We start from the raw sequence: 13947 nt of genomic DNA on the forward strand, positions 1-13947 counted from the left end.
GTAGGTCTCGGAAAATGAAAAAGGCCGCGATCCATTGGATCGCGGCCTTTTTCATTGGAGCGTCTGGAGCACTTGTATTGACTGTACCGCCGCCATCGCGAGCAGGCTCGCTCCCACAGAGGATTTGTGCCAGGTACAGAAATTCTGTTCGTAACGGGTCATTGTGGGAGCGAGCCTGCTCGCGATGACGTCGGAACAGGCCACCGCCTGACCCGCTACTTACCGAGCTTGATCTTCGGCGCCCAGGTCAGCCATTCATCCTCAAACTTTTCGAACAGCGGAAAGGTCTGCTCCGGTCGCGCCGGGCTGCCCATGTTCTCGCCATCCGGTGTCGCGAAAGCGACGCCACCCTGGATCAGCGTCTCCAGCGACTCGGTCCGCACCGTCGCGCCCTTGAACAATCCGAAGTCCATATCGAAACCGCTGGTGTTCCAGAACCGCGTACCACTACGTACCAGCGGCGCGTACTTGGGTTCGATCAGGATGTGGATCAGCACCCGGTCCGCCGTCTGGCCCAGTTCATAGCCGGTAACCTTGCCCACGGTGATCTCGCGATAGGTCACCGGCACGCCCGTCTTCAACGAACCACGGCGGGCAGCGCTGAGCACCAGGCTCAAACCGGCTTCGGGCACGGCACTTTCCGGTGGGTTGGCAAGGGCCACGAAGCTCTTCTGTGGCCCGAGGTTTTTCGTCGCGGGCAGTACTTCGAGGTACTGACCGGTCACCAGCGTCTCCAGGTTCGAGGTCTTGATCAGCCCCAGCTCGGGCTTGACCACCCAGAACTGGCTGCCGACCCGGGCGATACGCTCTGGCACTTCGGTGATGCGCGCAGTGAGCAGCACCGACTGCAGGTCGGCACTGAGATCAACGTCTTCGACCTTGCCTACGTCCAGCCCTTTGTAGCGAATCGGTGTTCCGCTGCGCAAACCGTCGGCACGATCGACCTTGATCGTCACCACGGTGCCATTCTGTTGCGCGACTTCGCGGTTCTCGAACAGGCGGAAACGAGGTACACGCTTCTTCAACGGTACATTGGGTACCGGCGTTTCGAAGGCGATACCGCCGGCCATCAAGCTTTGCAGCGACTCACTCTTGACCTGGATCCCCCCCGTCAGACCTCCCGTGAGGGTAATGCCACTGGCGTTCCAGAACCGCGTCGAGCCGTTGACCAGCCCTTCGTATTCCTTCTCGATGTGCACGCCGACGATCAACTGCTTTTTCTTGCGGGAAAACTGGTAGCTCTGCACCGAGCCGACCTTGACCTGCTTGTAGAGGATCGGGCTGCCGACCTCCAGCGATCCGAGGTTTTCAGTCAACAGGACCAGATGCAGGCCGGGCGAGCGCAAGTCCAGCGGCGGCGCCTTCGCCCTGGCTTCGAATTCACGCTGGGGAGCCGCGCCCTTGTCACCGGGTCGCACGGCAATGTAGTTGCCCTTGACCAGCGCTTCCAGGCCGGTGATCCCCGCCAGGGAAATCGACGGCTTGACGACCCAGAACTGAGTACCGGTTACCAGGTAGTCTTCAGCCAGTGGGTCCATGGTCAATTCGGCCGTAGCGCTGGACAGGTCAGGGTCAATCTTGAGGTTCTTCAGGCTGCCGACCTGGATGCCTTTGTACATCACCGGCGTACGGCCGGCCTGCAAACCTTCGAAGTCGCTGAGCTTGACCTTCACACGAATGCCGGCAGCGGCGGCGTCAAAGTCCTCGTAGAGACGAAACGGCAGGCTGGGGTCCGTGGGCGGACTGTCCTTGCGGCTCTCCGGCGTGGCGAACGCAATACCACCGGCAACGATACTTGCCAGGGATTCGCTGCGGACTTTGACACCTGAAAGATTGGCATCGATGCTGATACCGCTGGCGTTCCAGAAACGCGTATGTTTACGCACCAGGCTGGCATAGGTCGGTTCGATGAAGACCTTGATCTCCACCGTGTTCTGATCTTCAGATAGCTGGTAGCTCTTCACCTGCCCGACTTGAAGCTGCTTGTAGAACACCGGGCTGCCCCGATCCAGCGAACCCAAGCGGTCAGCCTTGATGGTCAGGTGCAAGCCCGGCTTCGCGTCCGACAGTGGTGGCTCCTGGGCGAGGGCCTTGAACTTGCGGGTGGATTCGCCCTCACCCGGGCTGATCGCCACGTAATTACCCGATACCAGGGTTTCCAGACCGGTGATCCCGGCCAGGCTCACGCTCGGCTTGACCAGCCAGAAACGCGTTCCGGTCTTGAGGTACTGTTCTACGTCCTTGTTCATCTCGACGGTCGCGATCACCCCTTTCGAGCTGCCTTCGTCATCCAGGGTGAGGGCCTTCACCTTGCCGACCGGCATGCCCTTGTAGACCACCTCGGTCTTGTTGACCTGGATACCCTCGCCGCTCTCGAAGCGCACGCTGATCTCGATCCCGGTCTCGTTATAAGCCCTCCAGCCGAGCCAGCCCCCGATGATCAAGGCAATCAGCGGCAAGACCCAGATGGCCGACCAGTTCGAGGCCGGTCGGGTTTTAGCGGTAGGCAAATCAGTCATGGTCGTTATCCGACTCCGTGTTATCCCAAATCAGCCGGGGATCGAAGGTTACTGCGGCAATCATTGTCAAAATCACTACGCTGGCAAAGGCAATCGCGCCAAGACCGGCTTCGACACTGGCGAGTCGTCCGAAATTCACTACCGCCACCAGAATCGCGATCACGAAAATATCCAGCATCGACCAGCGACCAATGAACTCGATGAAACGGTACATAAGGATGCGTTGCCTTGCAGACATGGGCTGGTGCCGCTGCACGGAAAACAGCAGCAAACCAATGCCCACCAGTTTGAAGGTAGGGACCAGGATACTGGCGACGAATACGACGGCGGCAATCGGGATCATGCCGTGCTGCACCAACTCGATGACACCGGCCATGATGGTACTGGGGGCACCGTGGCCCAGCGAGTTGATCGTCATGATCGGTAGCATATTGGCCGGGATGTAGAGAATTGCCGCGGTGATCAGCAGCGCCCAGGTACGCATCAGGCTATTCGGGCGACGGGGATGAATCCGTGCCCCGCAGCGGGTACAGGCCTGTGCGTCGGCGTCTGCATCCAGCCGATTCAATTCATGGCATTCGGTACAGATCAGAATGCCCGCATCAATCGCCCGCATGGGCATCCTCTCCTGATAATGCTTGCCAGATCTGATGCGGCGACATCACCACCTCCAACCAGACCTGAACCAGCAGCAAACTGATGAAACACACCAACCCCAGGCCCACGGTGATGGCGGCCATGTCTGCCAACTTGACGATGGCCACCAACACGCCCATGAGATAGACCTCAAGCATTCCCCAATCTCGCAGATGGTGATAAATGCGATACAGCAACAAGCCGTAGCTGCGGCCGACGTTCCAGCGAATGGTCAACAATACAGCCAACTGACAAAGCAGCTTGAGCAGCGGTACACCCATACTGCACAGGAACACCACCACCGCGATGCCTTGCATACCGCTATCGAACAGACCGACCACGCCACTCCACACGGTGTCCTGGGCGGATTGGCCGAGCAGGTTGAGCTGCATGATGGGTAGAAAGTTCGCGGGCACATACAACAGCAGGGCAGCGATGACCAAGGCAAGACTGCGCTCGACAACATTGGGCCGGTGGGCGTAGAGCTCATATCCACAACGGGGGCATTCGGCTTTCTCGCCATGGGACAGTCGAGGCTTGCGCATCAACAGGTCGCACTCATGGCACGCTACCAGTTCGCCTAAAGGCAGCTCTGACAGCCGATGGGTGTCCAGCGGGTCGGGCATAAACAACTCGGGCTCAACTGAGGTGCGGCTATTCTAGTGCTCCAGCTCAAAAATAACTGTTCAAATTTATTTCGAGCTTTCGCAGACTTTTTTCGTGGGCAAAACAAAACCCCTACCTGCATCAGCAGATAGGGGTTTCGGAATTTAATCTTGACGATGACCTACTCTCACATGGGGAAACCCCACACTACCATCGGCGATGCATCGTTTCACTGCTGAGTTCGGGATGGGATCAGGTGGTTCCAACGCTCTATGGTCGTCAAGAAATTCGGGTACTGACTCGTGACCGGCTGGCCTCGCTTCAGCAAATTGGGTATGTGACAGCTTTCGGTGCTTTGTGAGCGTCGAACTCTCGGTTCATTTCGTCTTCACACACCGCAATCTGGTGCCCTTGCGCTTCTCAGCTCGGAGCAAGCAAATTGCTTGGGTGTTATATGGTCAAGCCTCACGGGCAATTAGTACAGGTTAGCTCAACGCCTCACAGCGCTTACACACCCTGCCTATCAACGTCGTAGTCTTCGACGGCCCTTCAGGGAGCTCAAGGCTCCAGTGAGATCTCATCTTGAGGCAAGTTTCCCGCTTAGATGCTTTCAGCGGTTATCTTTTCCGAACATAGCTACCCGGCAATGCCACTGGCGTGACAACCGGAACACCAGAGGTTCGTCCACTCCGGTCCTCTCGTACTAGGAGCAGCCCCTCTCAAATCTCAAACGTCCACGGCAGATAGGGACCGAACTGTCTCACGACGTTCTAAACCCAGCTCGCGTACCACTTTAAATGGCGAACAGCCATACCCTTGGGACCGGCTTCAGCCCCAGGATGTGATGAGCCGACATCGAGGTGCCAAACACCGCCGTCGATATGAACTCTTGGGCGGTATCAGCCTGTTATCCCCGGAGTACCTTTTATCCGTTGAGCGATGGCCCTTCCATACAGAACCACCGGATCACTAAGACCTACTTTCGTACCTGCTCGACGTGTCTGTCTCGCAGTCAAGCGCGCTTTTGCCTTTATACTCTACGACCGATTTCCGACCGGTCTGAGCGCACCTTCGTACTCCTCCGTTACTCTTTAGGAGGAGACCGCCCCAGTCAAACTACCCACCATACACTGTCCTCGATCCGGATAACGGACCTGAGTTAGAACCTCAAAGTTGCCAGGGTGGTATTTCAAGGATGGCTCCACGCAGACTGGCGTCCACGCTTCAAAGCCTCCCACCTATCCTACACAAGCAAATTCAAAGTCCAGTGCAAAGCTATAGTAAAGGTTCACGGGGTCTTTCCGTCTAGCCGCGGATACACTGCATCTTCACAGCGATTTCAATTTCACTGAGTCTCGGGTGGAGACAGCGCCGCCATCGTTACGCCATTCGTGCAGGTCGGAACTTACCCGACAAGGAATTTCGCTACCTTAGGACCGTTATAGTTACGGCCGCCGTTTACCGGGGCTTCGATCAAGAGCTTCGCGTTAGCTAACCCCATCAATTAACCTTCCGGCACCGGGCAGGCGTCACACCCTATACGTCCACTTTCGTGTTTGCAGAGTGCTGTGTTTTTAATAAACAGTCGCAGCGGCCTGGTATCTTCGACCGGCGTGGGCTTACGCAGCAAGTGCTTCACCCTCACCGGCGCACCTTCTCCCGAAGTTACGGTGCCATTTTGCCTAGTTCCTTCACCCGAGTTCTCTCAAGCGCCTTGGTATTCTCTACCCAACCACCTGTGTCGGTTTGGGGTACGGTTCCTGGTTACCTGAAGCTTAGAAGCTTTTCTTGGAAGCATGGCATCAACCACTTCGTCACCCAAAGGGTAACTCGTCATCAGCTCTCGGCCTTAGAATCCCGGATTTACCTAAGATTCCAGCCTACCACCTTAAACTTGGACAACCAACGCCAAGCTGGCCTAGCCTTCTCCGTCCCTCCATCGCAATAACCAGAAGTACAGGAATATTAACCTGTTTTCCATCGACTACGCTTTTCAGCCTCGCCTTAGGGACCGACTAACCCTGCGTCGATTAACGTTGCGCAGGAAACCTTGGTCTTTCGGCGTGGGTGTTTTTCACACCCATTGTCGTTACTCATGTCAGCATTCGCACTTCTGATACCTCCAGCAAGCTTCTCAACTCACCTTCACAGGCTTACAGAACGCTCCTCTACCGCATCACTTACGTGATACCCGTAGCTTCGGTGTATGGTTTGAGCCCCGTTACATCTTCCGCGCAGGCCGACTCGACTAGTGAGCTATTACGCTTTCTTTAAAGGGTGGCTGCTTCTAAGCCAACCTCCTAGCTGTCTAAGCCTTCCCACATCGTTTCCCACTTAACCATAACTTTGGGACCTTAGCTGACGGTCTGGGTTGTTTCCCTTTTCACGACGGACGTTAGCACCCGCCGTGTGTCTCCCATGCTCGGCACTTGTAGGTATTCGGAGTTTGCATCGGTTTGGTAAGTCGGGATGACCCCCTAGCCGAAACAGTGCTCTACCCCCTACAGTGATACATGAGGCGCTACCTAAATAGCTTTCGAGGAGAACCAGCTATCTCCGAGCTTGATTAGCCTTTCACTCCGATCCACAGGTCATCCGCTAACTTTTCAACGGTAGTCGGTTCGGTCCTCCAGTCAGTGTTACCTAACCTTCAACCTGCCCATGGATAGATCGCCCGGTTTCGGGTCTATTCCCAGCGACTAGACGCCCTATTAAGACTCGCTTTCGCTACGCCTCCCCTATTCGGTTAAGCTCGCCACTGAAAATAAGTCGCTGACCCATTATACAAAAGGTACGCAGTCACCCAACAAAGTGGGCTCCCACTGCTTGTACGCATACGGTTTCAGGATCTATTTCACTCCCCTCTCCGGGGTTCTTTTCGCCTTTCCCTCACGGTACTAGTTCACTATCGGTCAGTCAGTAGTATTTAGCCTTGGAGGATGGTCCCCCCATATTCAGACAAAGTTTCTCGTGCTCCGTCCTACTCGATTTCACTTCTAAGATCCTTTCGCGTACAGGGCTATCACCCACTATGGCCGCACTTTCCAGAGCGTTCCGCTAAAATCAAAGAAGCTTAAGGGCTAGTCCCCGTTCGCTCGCCACTACTAAGGGAATCTCGGTTGATTTCTTTTCCTCAGGGTACTTAGATGTTTCAGTTCCCCTGGTTCGCCTCTTGCACCTATGTATTCAGTGCAAGATAACCATCTTATGATGGCTGGGTTCCCCCATTCAGACATCTCCGGATCACAGTCTGTTTGCCGACTCCCCGAAGCTTTTCGCAGGCTACCACGTCTTTCATCGCCTCTGACTGCCAAGGCATCCACCGTATGCGCTTCTTCACTTGACCATATAACCCCAAGCAATCTGGTTATACTGTGAAGACGACATTCGCCGAAAATTCGATTGTGCTCAAAGAGCCACTCACAAATTTTACCTTAGCCTGATCCGTTACCAGTGAAAGTAACGTTCAGTCTATCTTTCTATCACATACCCAAATTTTTAAAGAACGATCTAATCAAAAGACTAGAAATCAACATTCAGCATCGTCTTGATGGAATGCTCATTTCTAAGCTTTAACGAGGGTCACCAATCGGTAATGGTGGAGCCAAGCGGGATCGAACCGCTGACCTCCTGCGTGCAAGGCAGGCGCTCTCCCAGCTGAGCTATGGCCCCGTATCGCTACAGGGTGCACCAGTAATTGGTGGGTCTGGGCAGATTCGAACTGCCGACCTCACCCTTATCAGGGGTGCGCTCTAACCAACTGAGCTACAGACCCAATCGTCTTCTTCAATGAATCAAGCAATTCGTGTGGGAGCTCATGAAGCAGCTGCCGTCGTCGATTAAGGAGGTGATCCAGCCGCAGGTTCCCCTACGGCTACCTTGTTACGACTTCACCCCAGTCATGAATCACACCGTGGTAACCGTCCTCCCGAAGGTTAGACTAGCTACTTCTGGTGCAACCCACTCCCATGGTGTGACGGGCGGTGTGTACAAGGCCCGGGAACGTATTCACCGCGACATTCTGATTCGCGATTACTAGCGATTCCGACTTCACGCAGTCGAGTTGCAGACTGCGATCCGGACTACGATCGGTTTTGTGGGATTAGCTCCACCTCGCGGCTTGGCAACCCTCTGTACCGACCATTGTAGCACGTGTGTAGCCCAGGCCGTAAGGGCCATGATGACTTGACGTCATCCCCACCTTCCTCCGGTTTGTCACCGGCAGTCTCCTTAGAGTGCCCACCATAACGTGCTGGTAACTAAGGACAAGGGTTGCGCTCGTTACGGGACTTAACCCAACATCTCACGACACGAGCTGACGACAGCCATGCAGCACCTGTCTCAATGCTCCCGAAGGCACCAATCCATCTCTGGAAAGTTCATTGGATGTCAAGGCCTGGTAAGGTTCTTCGCGTTGCTTCGAATTAAACCACATGCTCCACCGCTTGTGCGGGCCCCCGTCAATTCATTTGAGTTTTAACCTTGCGGCCGTACTCCCCAGGCGGTCAACTTAATGCGTTAGCTGCGCCACTAAGAGCTCAAGGCTCCCAACGGCTAGTTGACATCGTTTACGGCGTGGACTACCAGGGTATCTAATCCTGTTTGCTCCCCACGCTTTCGCACCTCAGTGTCAGTATCAGTCCAGGTGGTCGCCTTCGCCACTGGTGTTCCTTCCTATATCTACGCATTTCACCGCTACACAGGAAATTCCACCACCCTCTACCATACTCTAGCTCGACAGTTTTGAATGCAGTTCCCAGGTTGAGCCCGGGGCTTTCACATCCAACTTAACGAACCACCTACGCGCGCTTTACGCCCAGTAATTCCGATTAACGCTTGCACCCTCTGTATTACCGCGGCTGCTGGCACAGAGTTAGCCGGTGCTTATTCTGTCGGTAACGTCAAAACCATCACGTATTAGGTAATGGCCCTTCCTCCCAACTTAAAGTGCTTTACAATCCGAAGACCTTCTTCACACACGCGGCATGGCTGGATCAGGCTTTCGCCCATTGTCCAATATTCCCCACTGCTGCCTCCCGTAGGAGTCTGGACCGTGTCTCAGTTCCAGTGTGACTGATCATCCTCTCAGACCAGTTACGGATCGTCGCCTTGGTGAGCCATTACCTCACCAACTAGCTAATCCGACCTAGGCTCATCTGATAGCGCAAGGCCCGAAGGTCCCCTGCTTTCTCCCGTAGGACGTATGCGGTATTAGCGTCCGTTTCCGAGCGTTATCCCCCACTACCAGGCAGATTCCTAGGCATTACTCACCCGTCCGCCGCTCTCAAGAGGTGCAAGCACCTCTCTACCGCTCGACTTGCATGTGTTAGGCCTGCCGCCAGCGTTCAATCTGAGCCATGATCAAACTCTTCAGTTCAAACATCTTTGGGTTTTGAGAAAACCCTAAACTTGGCTCAGCAATCGTTGGTTACATCTTTGATTTCTCGCGGAGTAACTTGTGATGCTGATAATCTGTTGACTAGCAGTCTGACTCCACAAGCACCCACACGAATTGCTTGATTCAGTTGTTAAAGAGCGGTGGGTTGAGCCTTTCGTCTCAACCGAGGCGCGCATTCTACAGCGCCCCGTGTATCTGTCAAGCGGTTATTTTAGAAGTTTTCAAAGTTTTGCTTTCCAAAACCTCAACAACTTCAACCACTTGCGCTTCCGATCTCTCGTTAGCGGGAGGCGAATTCTACAGCGTTGGTCGCTGCTGTCAACACCTCTTTTTCACCGCTTTCGACCGAGAAGATCGAACCGTCAAACCGAGCCAAACAACCTGCCCTGCCGACTCCTTCCGGACTTCGATGAACTGAAGCCCTGCGCTGCCAGAAAACATCTAACTCATTGAAACTCAAGGAATTTTCCGTTTCGGCTGCGCCGGAAGTGGGGCGAATTATAGAGACTCAGAATCTGCCGTCAACCCTTAATTACGCTTTTGTGGCAGAAGATACTTTCTTACCCATCAAACGCGGGATCCGGCGCGTAATCGAAGGAATCCTCAATACCATCAAGACACCTCCGATGAAGGCATAGATTGCCCACTCCTTCAGGTCCGCCCGCACGATCCACAACATGTGCAACAACCCAAGCCCGAGTATGAGATAAACCAGGCGATGCAGCTTCTTCCAACGCACACCGAGGCGCCGCTGGCTATAACGGTTGGACGTGACGGCCAAGGCCAACAAACCGAGAAACCCAAGTACCCCGACGATAATATACGGCCGCTTGCTCAACTCGATGCCCAACTGCGACCAGTCGAACCCCAAGATAAACGCCAAGTAGCTACTCAGGTGCAGCACCACATAGGTAAAGCACCACAATCCAAGCTGGCGCCTGACCGCGATCCACCCCGCCCACCCCGTCAACTTCTGCAGAGGGGTCATGCTCAAGGTGATGAGGAGCAGGATCAGCGTGCCCAACCCCAACCGGTCCACCAGCACTTTGCCGGGATCGGGACCCAACGCATTCATCAACGCCTCGTAGAGCCAGAGCAACGGCCAGATCGCCGCCGCGACGAAGACGCCAATCCGCCACACTGGAAAACGCATCAGTAGTCCTTCCTCAGGTCCATCCCTGCATATAAAGAAGCGACTTCATCCTGATAGCCGTTGAACATCAATGTATCGCGCACATTGGGACTGAACAGCCCGCTCGGCAGGCGACGTTCATGCGCCTGGGTCCAACGTGGGTGGTCGACCGTCGGATTGACGTTGGCATAGAAGCCGTACTCGTCCGATGCAATGCTTTGCCAGGTCGTCTTGGGCTGCTCGCTGACCAGACTGATACGCACAATGGATTTCACACTTTTGAAACCATACTTCCACGGCACCACCAAGCGAAGCGGTGCGCCGTTCTGGTTCGGCAACTCCCGTCCATACATGCCAACCGCGAGGATAGCCAGCGGGTTCATCGCCTCATCCAGTCGCAAGCCCTCTACATAAGGCCAGTCGATCAAGGCGAAGCCGGAGCGCTGGCCGGGCATGGTCTTGGGATCCTGCAGCGTTTCAAAACGGATGTACCTGGCCTTGGAGGTTGGTTCAACCTGCTTGAGCAGCGCGGAAATGGGGAAGCCAATCCACGGGATGACCATCGACCAGGCTTCCACGCAGCGCAGTCGATAGATCCGCTCCTCCAATTGATAGGGCTTCATGAAGTCTTCCAGACCGTAGCGTCCTGGCTTGCCCACCTCCCCATCCACCACCACGCTCCAGGGTTCGGTTTTCAGGGACCCGGCGTTGGCCGCCGGATCGCCTTTGTCAGTTCCGAACTCATAGAAGTTGTTGTAATGGGTGGCATCCTTGAACGGCGTAATCGGTTCATTCTTGACCGTAACCGCGCCCCACTGGGTGGCCGGCAGCTTCTCGGCAAACCAGGACGGCGCCTTTCCAGGCTCCACGTCGGGGTAACGCGCCACATCGGCAGCGCTCGCCCAACGCGGCAGGCTGCTCACGGCAAGGCCGGCCACGGTTGCTCCCAGCATCTGGCGACGGGATAGATAGAGGGTCTCGGGGGTGACGTCCGATTCACGGCAGTCGGACGACTTGGGGATCTTGATAAGCATGACAACTCCGCAGTATTGGGGGGCAGATGCACCAATAGACTGCGGAGTATGGGGGAAATTACATTAAGGCAACGTTTAGCGTCGGCGCAGACGCAACAAATATTGCGCCGGTCCGGAAGCGGCATAGGCGAGGAACACCAGCAACAGAATCCGCGGAGGATCGCTGAAGACCACCGCGAACACCAGCACCACAGCCAGGATTGCCACGAACGGCACACGCCCCTTCAGATCCAGCTCCTTGAAGCTGTTGTACTTGATGTTGCTGACCATCAGCATACCGGCCGCCGCCACCAGCAGTGCCACCAGGAAAGACATCTTCGAGCCCTGGATGCCATAGTCGCTGAACGCCCAGACCACGCCCGCCACGACGCCCGCCGCAGCCGGACTCGCCAGGCCGATGAAGTAACGCTTGTCGGCCTTGCCGACCTGGGTGTTGAAACGCGCCAGACGCAACGCGGCGCCCGCGACATAAATGAAAGCGACCATCCAGCCGACCTTGCCCATGTCACCCAGCGCCCAACCGAACGCCAGCAAGGCCGGAGCCACGCCGAAAGCGACCATGTCCGACAGCGAGTCATACTCGGCGCCGAATGCGCTCTGGGTATTGGTCATGCGGGCCACGCGCCCGTCCAGGCCGTCGAGCACCATGGCGACAAAGATCGCAATGGCGGCGAAAGCAAAATAACGGCTCGCCCCGGCAGTATCACCGGCGCTCAGGGCAGCCTGGGCGCTCATGGAGCTGATGATGGAATAGAAGCCGGCAAACAGGTTGGCGGTGGTAAACAGATTCGGCAGCAGATAGATGCCACGATGCCGGACCTTACGGCCTTCAGCGTCATGACCTTCTTCGACGTGCTCATCGATGGGCAGCATGCTTTCGGCGTCAGGAGCCTGGTTTGGCTCGTCGGGACGTTCGCTCATGGACAGTACCTTGCAACGGTGTGAAAAAATTCGACAGGCGTCTGGGACGACGGTTCGGCCGCAAACGATGCAGCTTTATACCAGAAGCCATCGCCCAAACGAAAAAACGCGGCCGAGGCCGCGTTTTTTCGATCAAGTCCGCGACTCAGTTCTTGGCTTTGTCGACGATCTTGTTGGCGCTGATCCAAGGCATCATCGAGCGCAGTTGCTCGCCGATGATCTCGATGCCGTGGGCAGCGTTGTTGCGACGCTTGGCGGTCATCGAAGGATAGCCGGTAGCGCCTTCGCTGATAAACATCTTGGCGTATTCGCCGTCCTGAATACGTTTCAGGGCGTTGCGCATGGCCTGGCGGGACTCGGCGTTGATCACTTCAGGGCCGGTCACGTACTCGCCGTATTCGGCGTTGTTGGAGATCGAGTAGTTCATGTTGGCGATACCGCCTTCGTACATGAGGTCAACGATCAGCTTCAGTTCGTGCAGGCACTCGAAGTAGGCCATTTCCGGCGCATAGCCAGCTTCAACCAGGGTTTCGAAACCGGCTTTCACCAGCTCGACGGTACCGCCGCACAGAACGGCCTGTTCGCCGAACAGGTCGGTTTCAGTCTCGTCCTTGAAGGTGGTTTCGATGATGCCGGTACGACCGCCGCCAACACCGGCAGCGTAGGACAGGGCCACGTTCTTGGCGTTGCCCGAAGCGTCCTGGTAGATCGCGATCAGGTCAGGGATACCGCCGCCCTTGACGAATTCGGAACGCACGGTGTGGCCCGGAGCCTTCGGCGCAATCATGATCACGTCGAGGTCAGCGCGCGGCACGACCTGGTTGTAATGGATCGAGAAACCGTGGGAGAAGGCCAGGGTAGCGCCCTTCTTGATGTTCGGCTCGATTTCGTCGCGGTACAGCGCGCCCTGGAATTCGTCCGGGGTCAGGATCATGACCAGGTCTGCGGCGGCAACGGCGGAAGCCACGTCAGCCACTTTCAGGCCATGGGCTTCTGCCTTGGCAACGGTGGCCGAGCCTTTGCGCAGGCCGACGGTCACGTCAACGCCGGAGTCTTTCAGGTTGCACGCCTGGGCGTGACCCTGAGAACCGTAACCGATGATGGCGACTTTCTTGCCTTGGATGATCGACAGGTCGCAATCTTTATCGTAAAAAACTTTCATGAATTTCCCCTATATCCGGCCGTTCAGGCCATTCGCTAATTTGATTTAGATGCTCAGTACTTTGTCGCCACGGGCAATCCCGGTGACGCCACTGCGTACGGTTTCCAGAATCGAGGCAGTGCCGATCGATTGGATGAAGCTGTCGAGCTTGTCGCTGGTACCGGTCAACTGAACGGTATAGACGCTGGCGCTGACATCGACGATCTGCCCACGATAAATATCGGTAGTGCGTTTGATCTCGGCGCGCTGGGCGCCGGTGGCCTTGACCTTGACCAGCATCAGTTCGCGCTCGATGTGAGCACTTTCCGACAGGTCCACGAGCTTGACCACCTCGATCAGCTTGTTCAGGTTCTTGGTGATCTGCTCGATGATTTCATCGTGGCCCACGGTGGTCAGCGTCAGACGCGACAGGGTCGGGTCCTCGGTTGGTGCCACCGTCAGGCTTTCGATGTTGTAGTTGCGCTGCGAGAACAGGCCCACTACGCGAGACAGAGCACCCGGTTCGTTTTCCAGAAGCAGGGAAATAATATGCCGCATGA

General features: G+C 56.0%; 8 protein-coding genes, 2 tRNA genes and 3 rRNA genes. All 13 read right to left on the minus strand.

Annotated features, from left to right (window positions below; translation table 11 throughout):
- Window positions 1-215: 215 nt before the first annotated feature.
- Window positions 216-2519 carry a PqiB family protein gene (locus LOY35_RS23660; RefSeq protein WP_258627811.1) on the minus strand — a complete coding sequence of 768 codons (2304 nt, stop codon included), beginning with the start codon at window positions 2517-2519 and terminating at the stop codon, window positions 216-218.
- On the minus strand, window positions 2512-3135 hold the full coding sequence (locus tag LOY35_RS23665) for a paraquat-inducible protein A (RefSeq protein ID WP_258627813.1): 624 nt from the start codon (window positions 3133-3135) through the stop codon (window positions 2512-2514). Before LOY35_RS23665 ends, LOY35_RS23660 begins: the two co-directional genes overlap by 8 nt.
- Complete coding sequence (locus LOY35_RS23670) at window positions 3122-3781, minus strand: paraquat-inducible protein A (protein WP_258627814.1); 660 nt, start codon at window positions 3779-3781, stop codon at window positions 3122-3124. The genes LOY35_RS23665 and LOY35_RS23670 overlap by 14 nt, the downstream gene beginning before the upstream one ends.
- A 148-nt stretch (window positions 3782-3929) precedes the next feature.
- Window positions 3930-4045 (minus strand): 5S ribosomal RNA (rrf, locus tag LOY35_RS23675).
- A gap of 170 nt (window positions 4046-4215) precedes the next feature.
- A 23S ribosomal RNA gene (locus tag LOY35_RS23680) occupies window positions 4216-7107 on the minus strand.
- 250 nt (window positions 7108-7357) lie between these two features.
- Window positions 7358-7433 (minus strand) — tRNA-Ala (locus tag LOY35_RS23685).
- Window positions 7434-7459: 26 nt separating this feature from the next.
- Window positions 7460-7536 (minus strand) — tRNA-Ile (locus tag LOY35_RS23690).
- A gap of 65 nt (window positions 7537-7601) precedes the next feature.
- Window positions 7602-9138 (minus strand): 16S ribosomal RNA (locus tag LOY35_RS23695).
- Together the 16S, 23S and 5S rRNA genes with 2 tRNA genes alongside form the textbook arrangement of a ribosomal RNA operon.
- A 553-nt stretch (window positions 9139-9691) precedes the next feature.
- Window positions 9692-10312, minus strand: coding sequence for a protein-methionine-sulfoxide reductase heme-binding subunit MsrQ (msrQ, locus tag LOY35_RS23700; RefSeq protein ID WP_258627816.1), 621 nt, complete (start codon window positions 10310-10312; stop codon window positions 9692-9694).
- Complete coding sequence (gene msrP, locus LOY35_RS23705) at window positions 10312-11325, minus strand: protein-methionine-sulfoxide reductase catalytic subunit MsrP (protein ID WP_258627818.1); 1014 nt, start codon at window positions 11323-11325, stop codon at window positions 10312-10314. The genes msrQ and msrP overlap by 1 nt, the downstream gene beginning before the upstream one ends.
- A 75-nt stretch (window positions 11326-11400) precedes the next feature.
- The gene (gene pssA / locus LOY35_RS23710; RefSeq protein ID WP_258627820.1) at window positions 11401-12246 is read right to left on the minus strand and encodes a CDP-diacylglycerol--serine O-phosphatidyltransferase; all 846 of its coding nucleotides are present in this window, start codon (window positions 12244-12246) and stop codon (window positions 11401-11403) included.
- Window positions 12247-12391: 145 nt separating this feature from the next.
- Window positions 12392-13408, minus strand: a complete 1017-nt coding sequence (gene ilvC, locus LOY35_RS23715) for a ketol-acid reductoisomerase (RefSeq protein WP_024779611.1) — start codon at window positions 13406-13408, stop codon at window positions 12392-12394.
- A gap of 45 nt (window positions 13409-13453) precedes the next feature.
- Window positions 13454-13945 (minus strand): acetolactate synthase small subunit, encoded by a 492-nt coding sequence (ilvN, locus tag LOY35_RS23720; RefSeq protein WP_003205610.1) that lies wholly within the window; start codon window positions 13943-13945, stop codon window positions 13454-13456.
- Window positions 13946-13947 lie beyond the last annotated feature (2 nt).

The organism is Pseudomonas sp. B21-028 (assembly GCF_024749045.1).
GTDB lineage: Bacteria > Pseudomonadota > Gammaproteobacteria > Pseudomonadales > Pseudomonadaceae > Aquipseudomonas.

Bases quoted from the DNA above. Each gene is read 5' to 3' on its own strand.
- LOY35_RS23660 (WP_258627811.1), bottom strand. From the start codon at position 2,519: ATGACTGATTTGCCTACCGCTAAAACCCGACCGGCCTCGAACTGGTCG.
- LOY35_RS23665 (WP_258627813.1), bottom strand. From the start codon at position 3,135: ATGCGGGCGATTGATGCGGGCATTCTGATCTGTACCGAATGCCATGAA.
- LOY35_RS23670 (WP_258627814.1), bottom strand. From the start codon at position 3,781: ATGCCCGACCCGCTGGACACCCATCGGCTGTCAGAGCTGCCTTTAGGC.
- msrQ (WP_258627816.1), bottom strand. From the start codon at position 10,312: ATGCGTTTTCCAGTGTGGCGGATTGGCGTCTTCGTCGCGGCGGCGATC.
- msrP (WP_258627818.1), bottom strand. From the start codon at position 11,325: ATGCTTATCAAGATCCCCAAGTCGTCCGACTGCCGTGAATCGGACGTC.
- pssA (WP_258627820.1), bottom strand. From the start codon at position 12,246: ATGAGCGAACGTCCCGACGAGCCAAACCAGGCTCCTGACGCCGAAAGC.
- ilvC (WP_024779611.1), bottom strand. From the start codon at position 13,408: ATGAAAGTTTTTTACGATAAAGATTGCGACCTGTCGATCATCCAAGGC.
- ilvN (WP_003205610.1), bottom strand. From the start codon at position 13,945: ATGCGGCATATTATTTCCCTGCTTCTGGAAAACGAACCGGGTGCTCTG.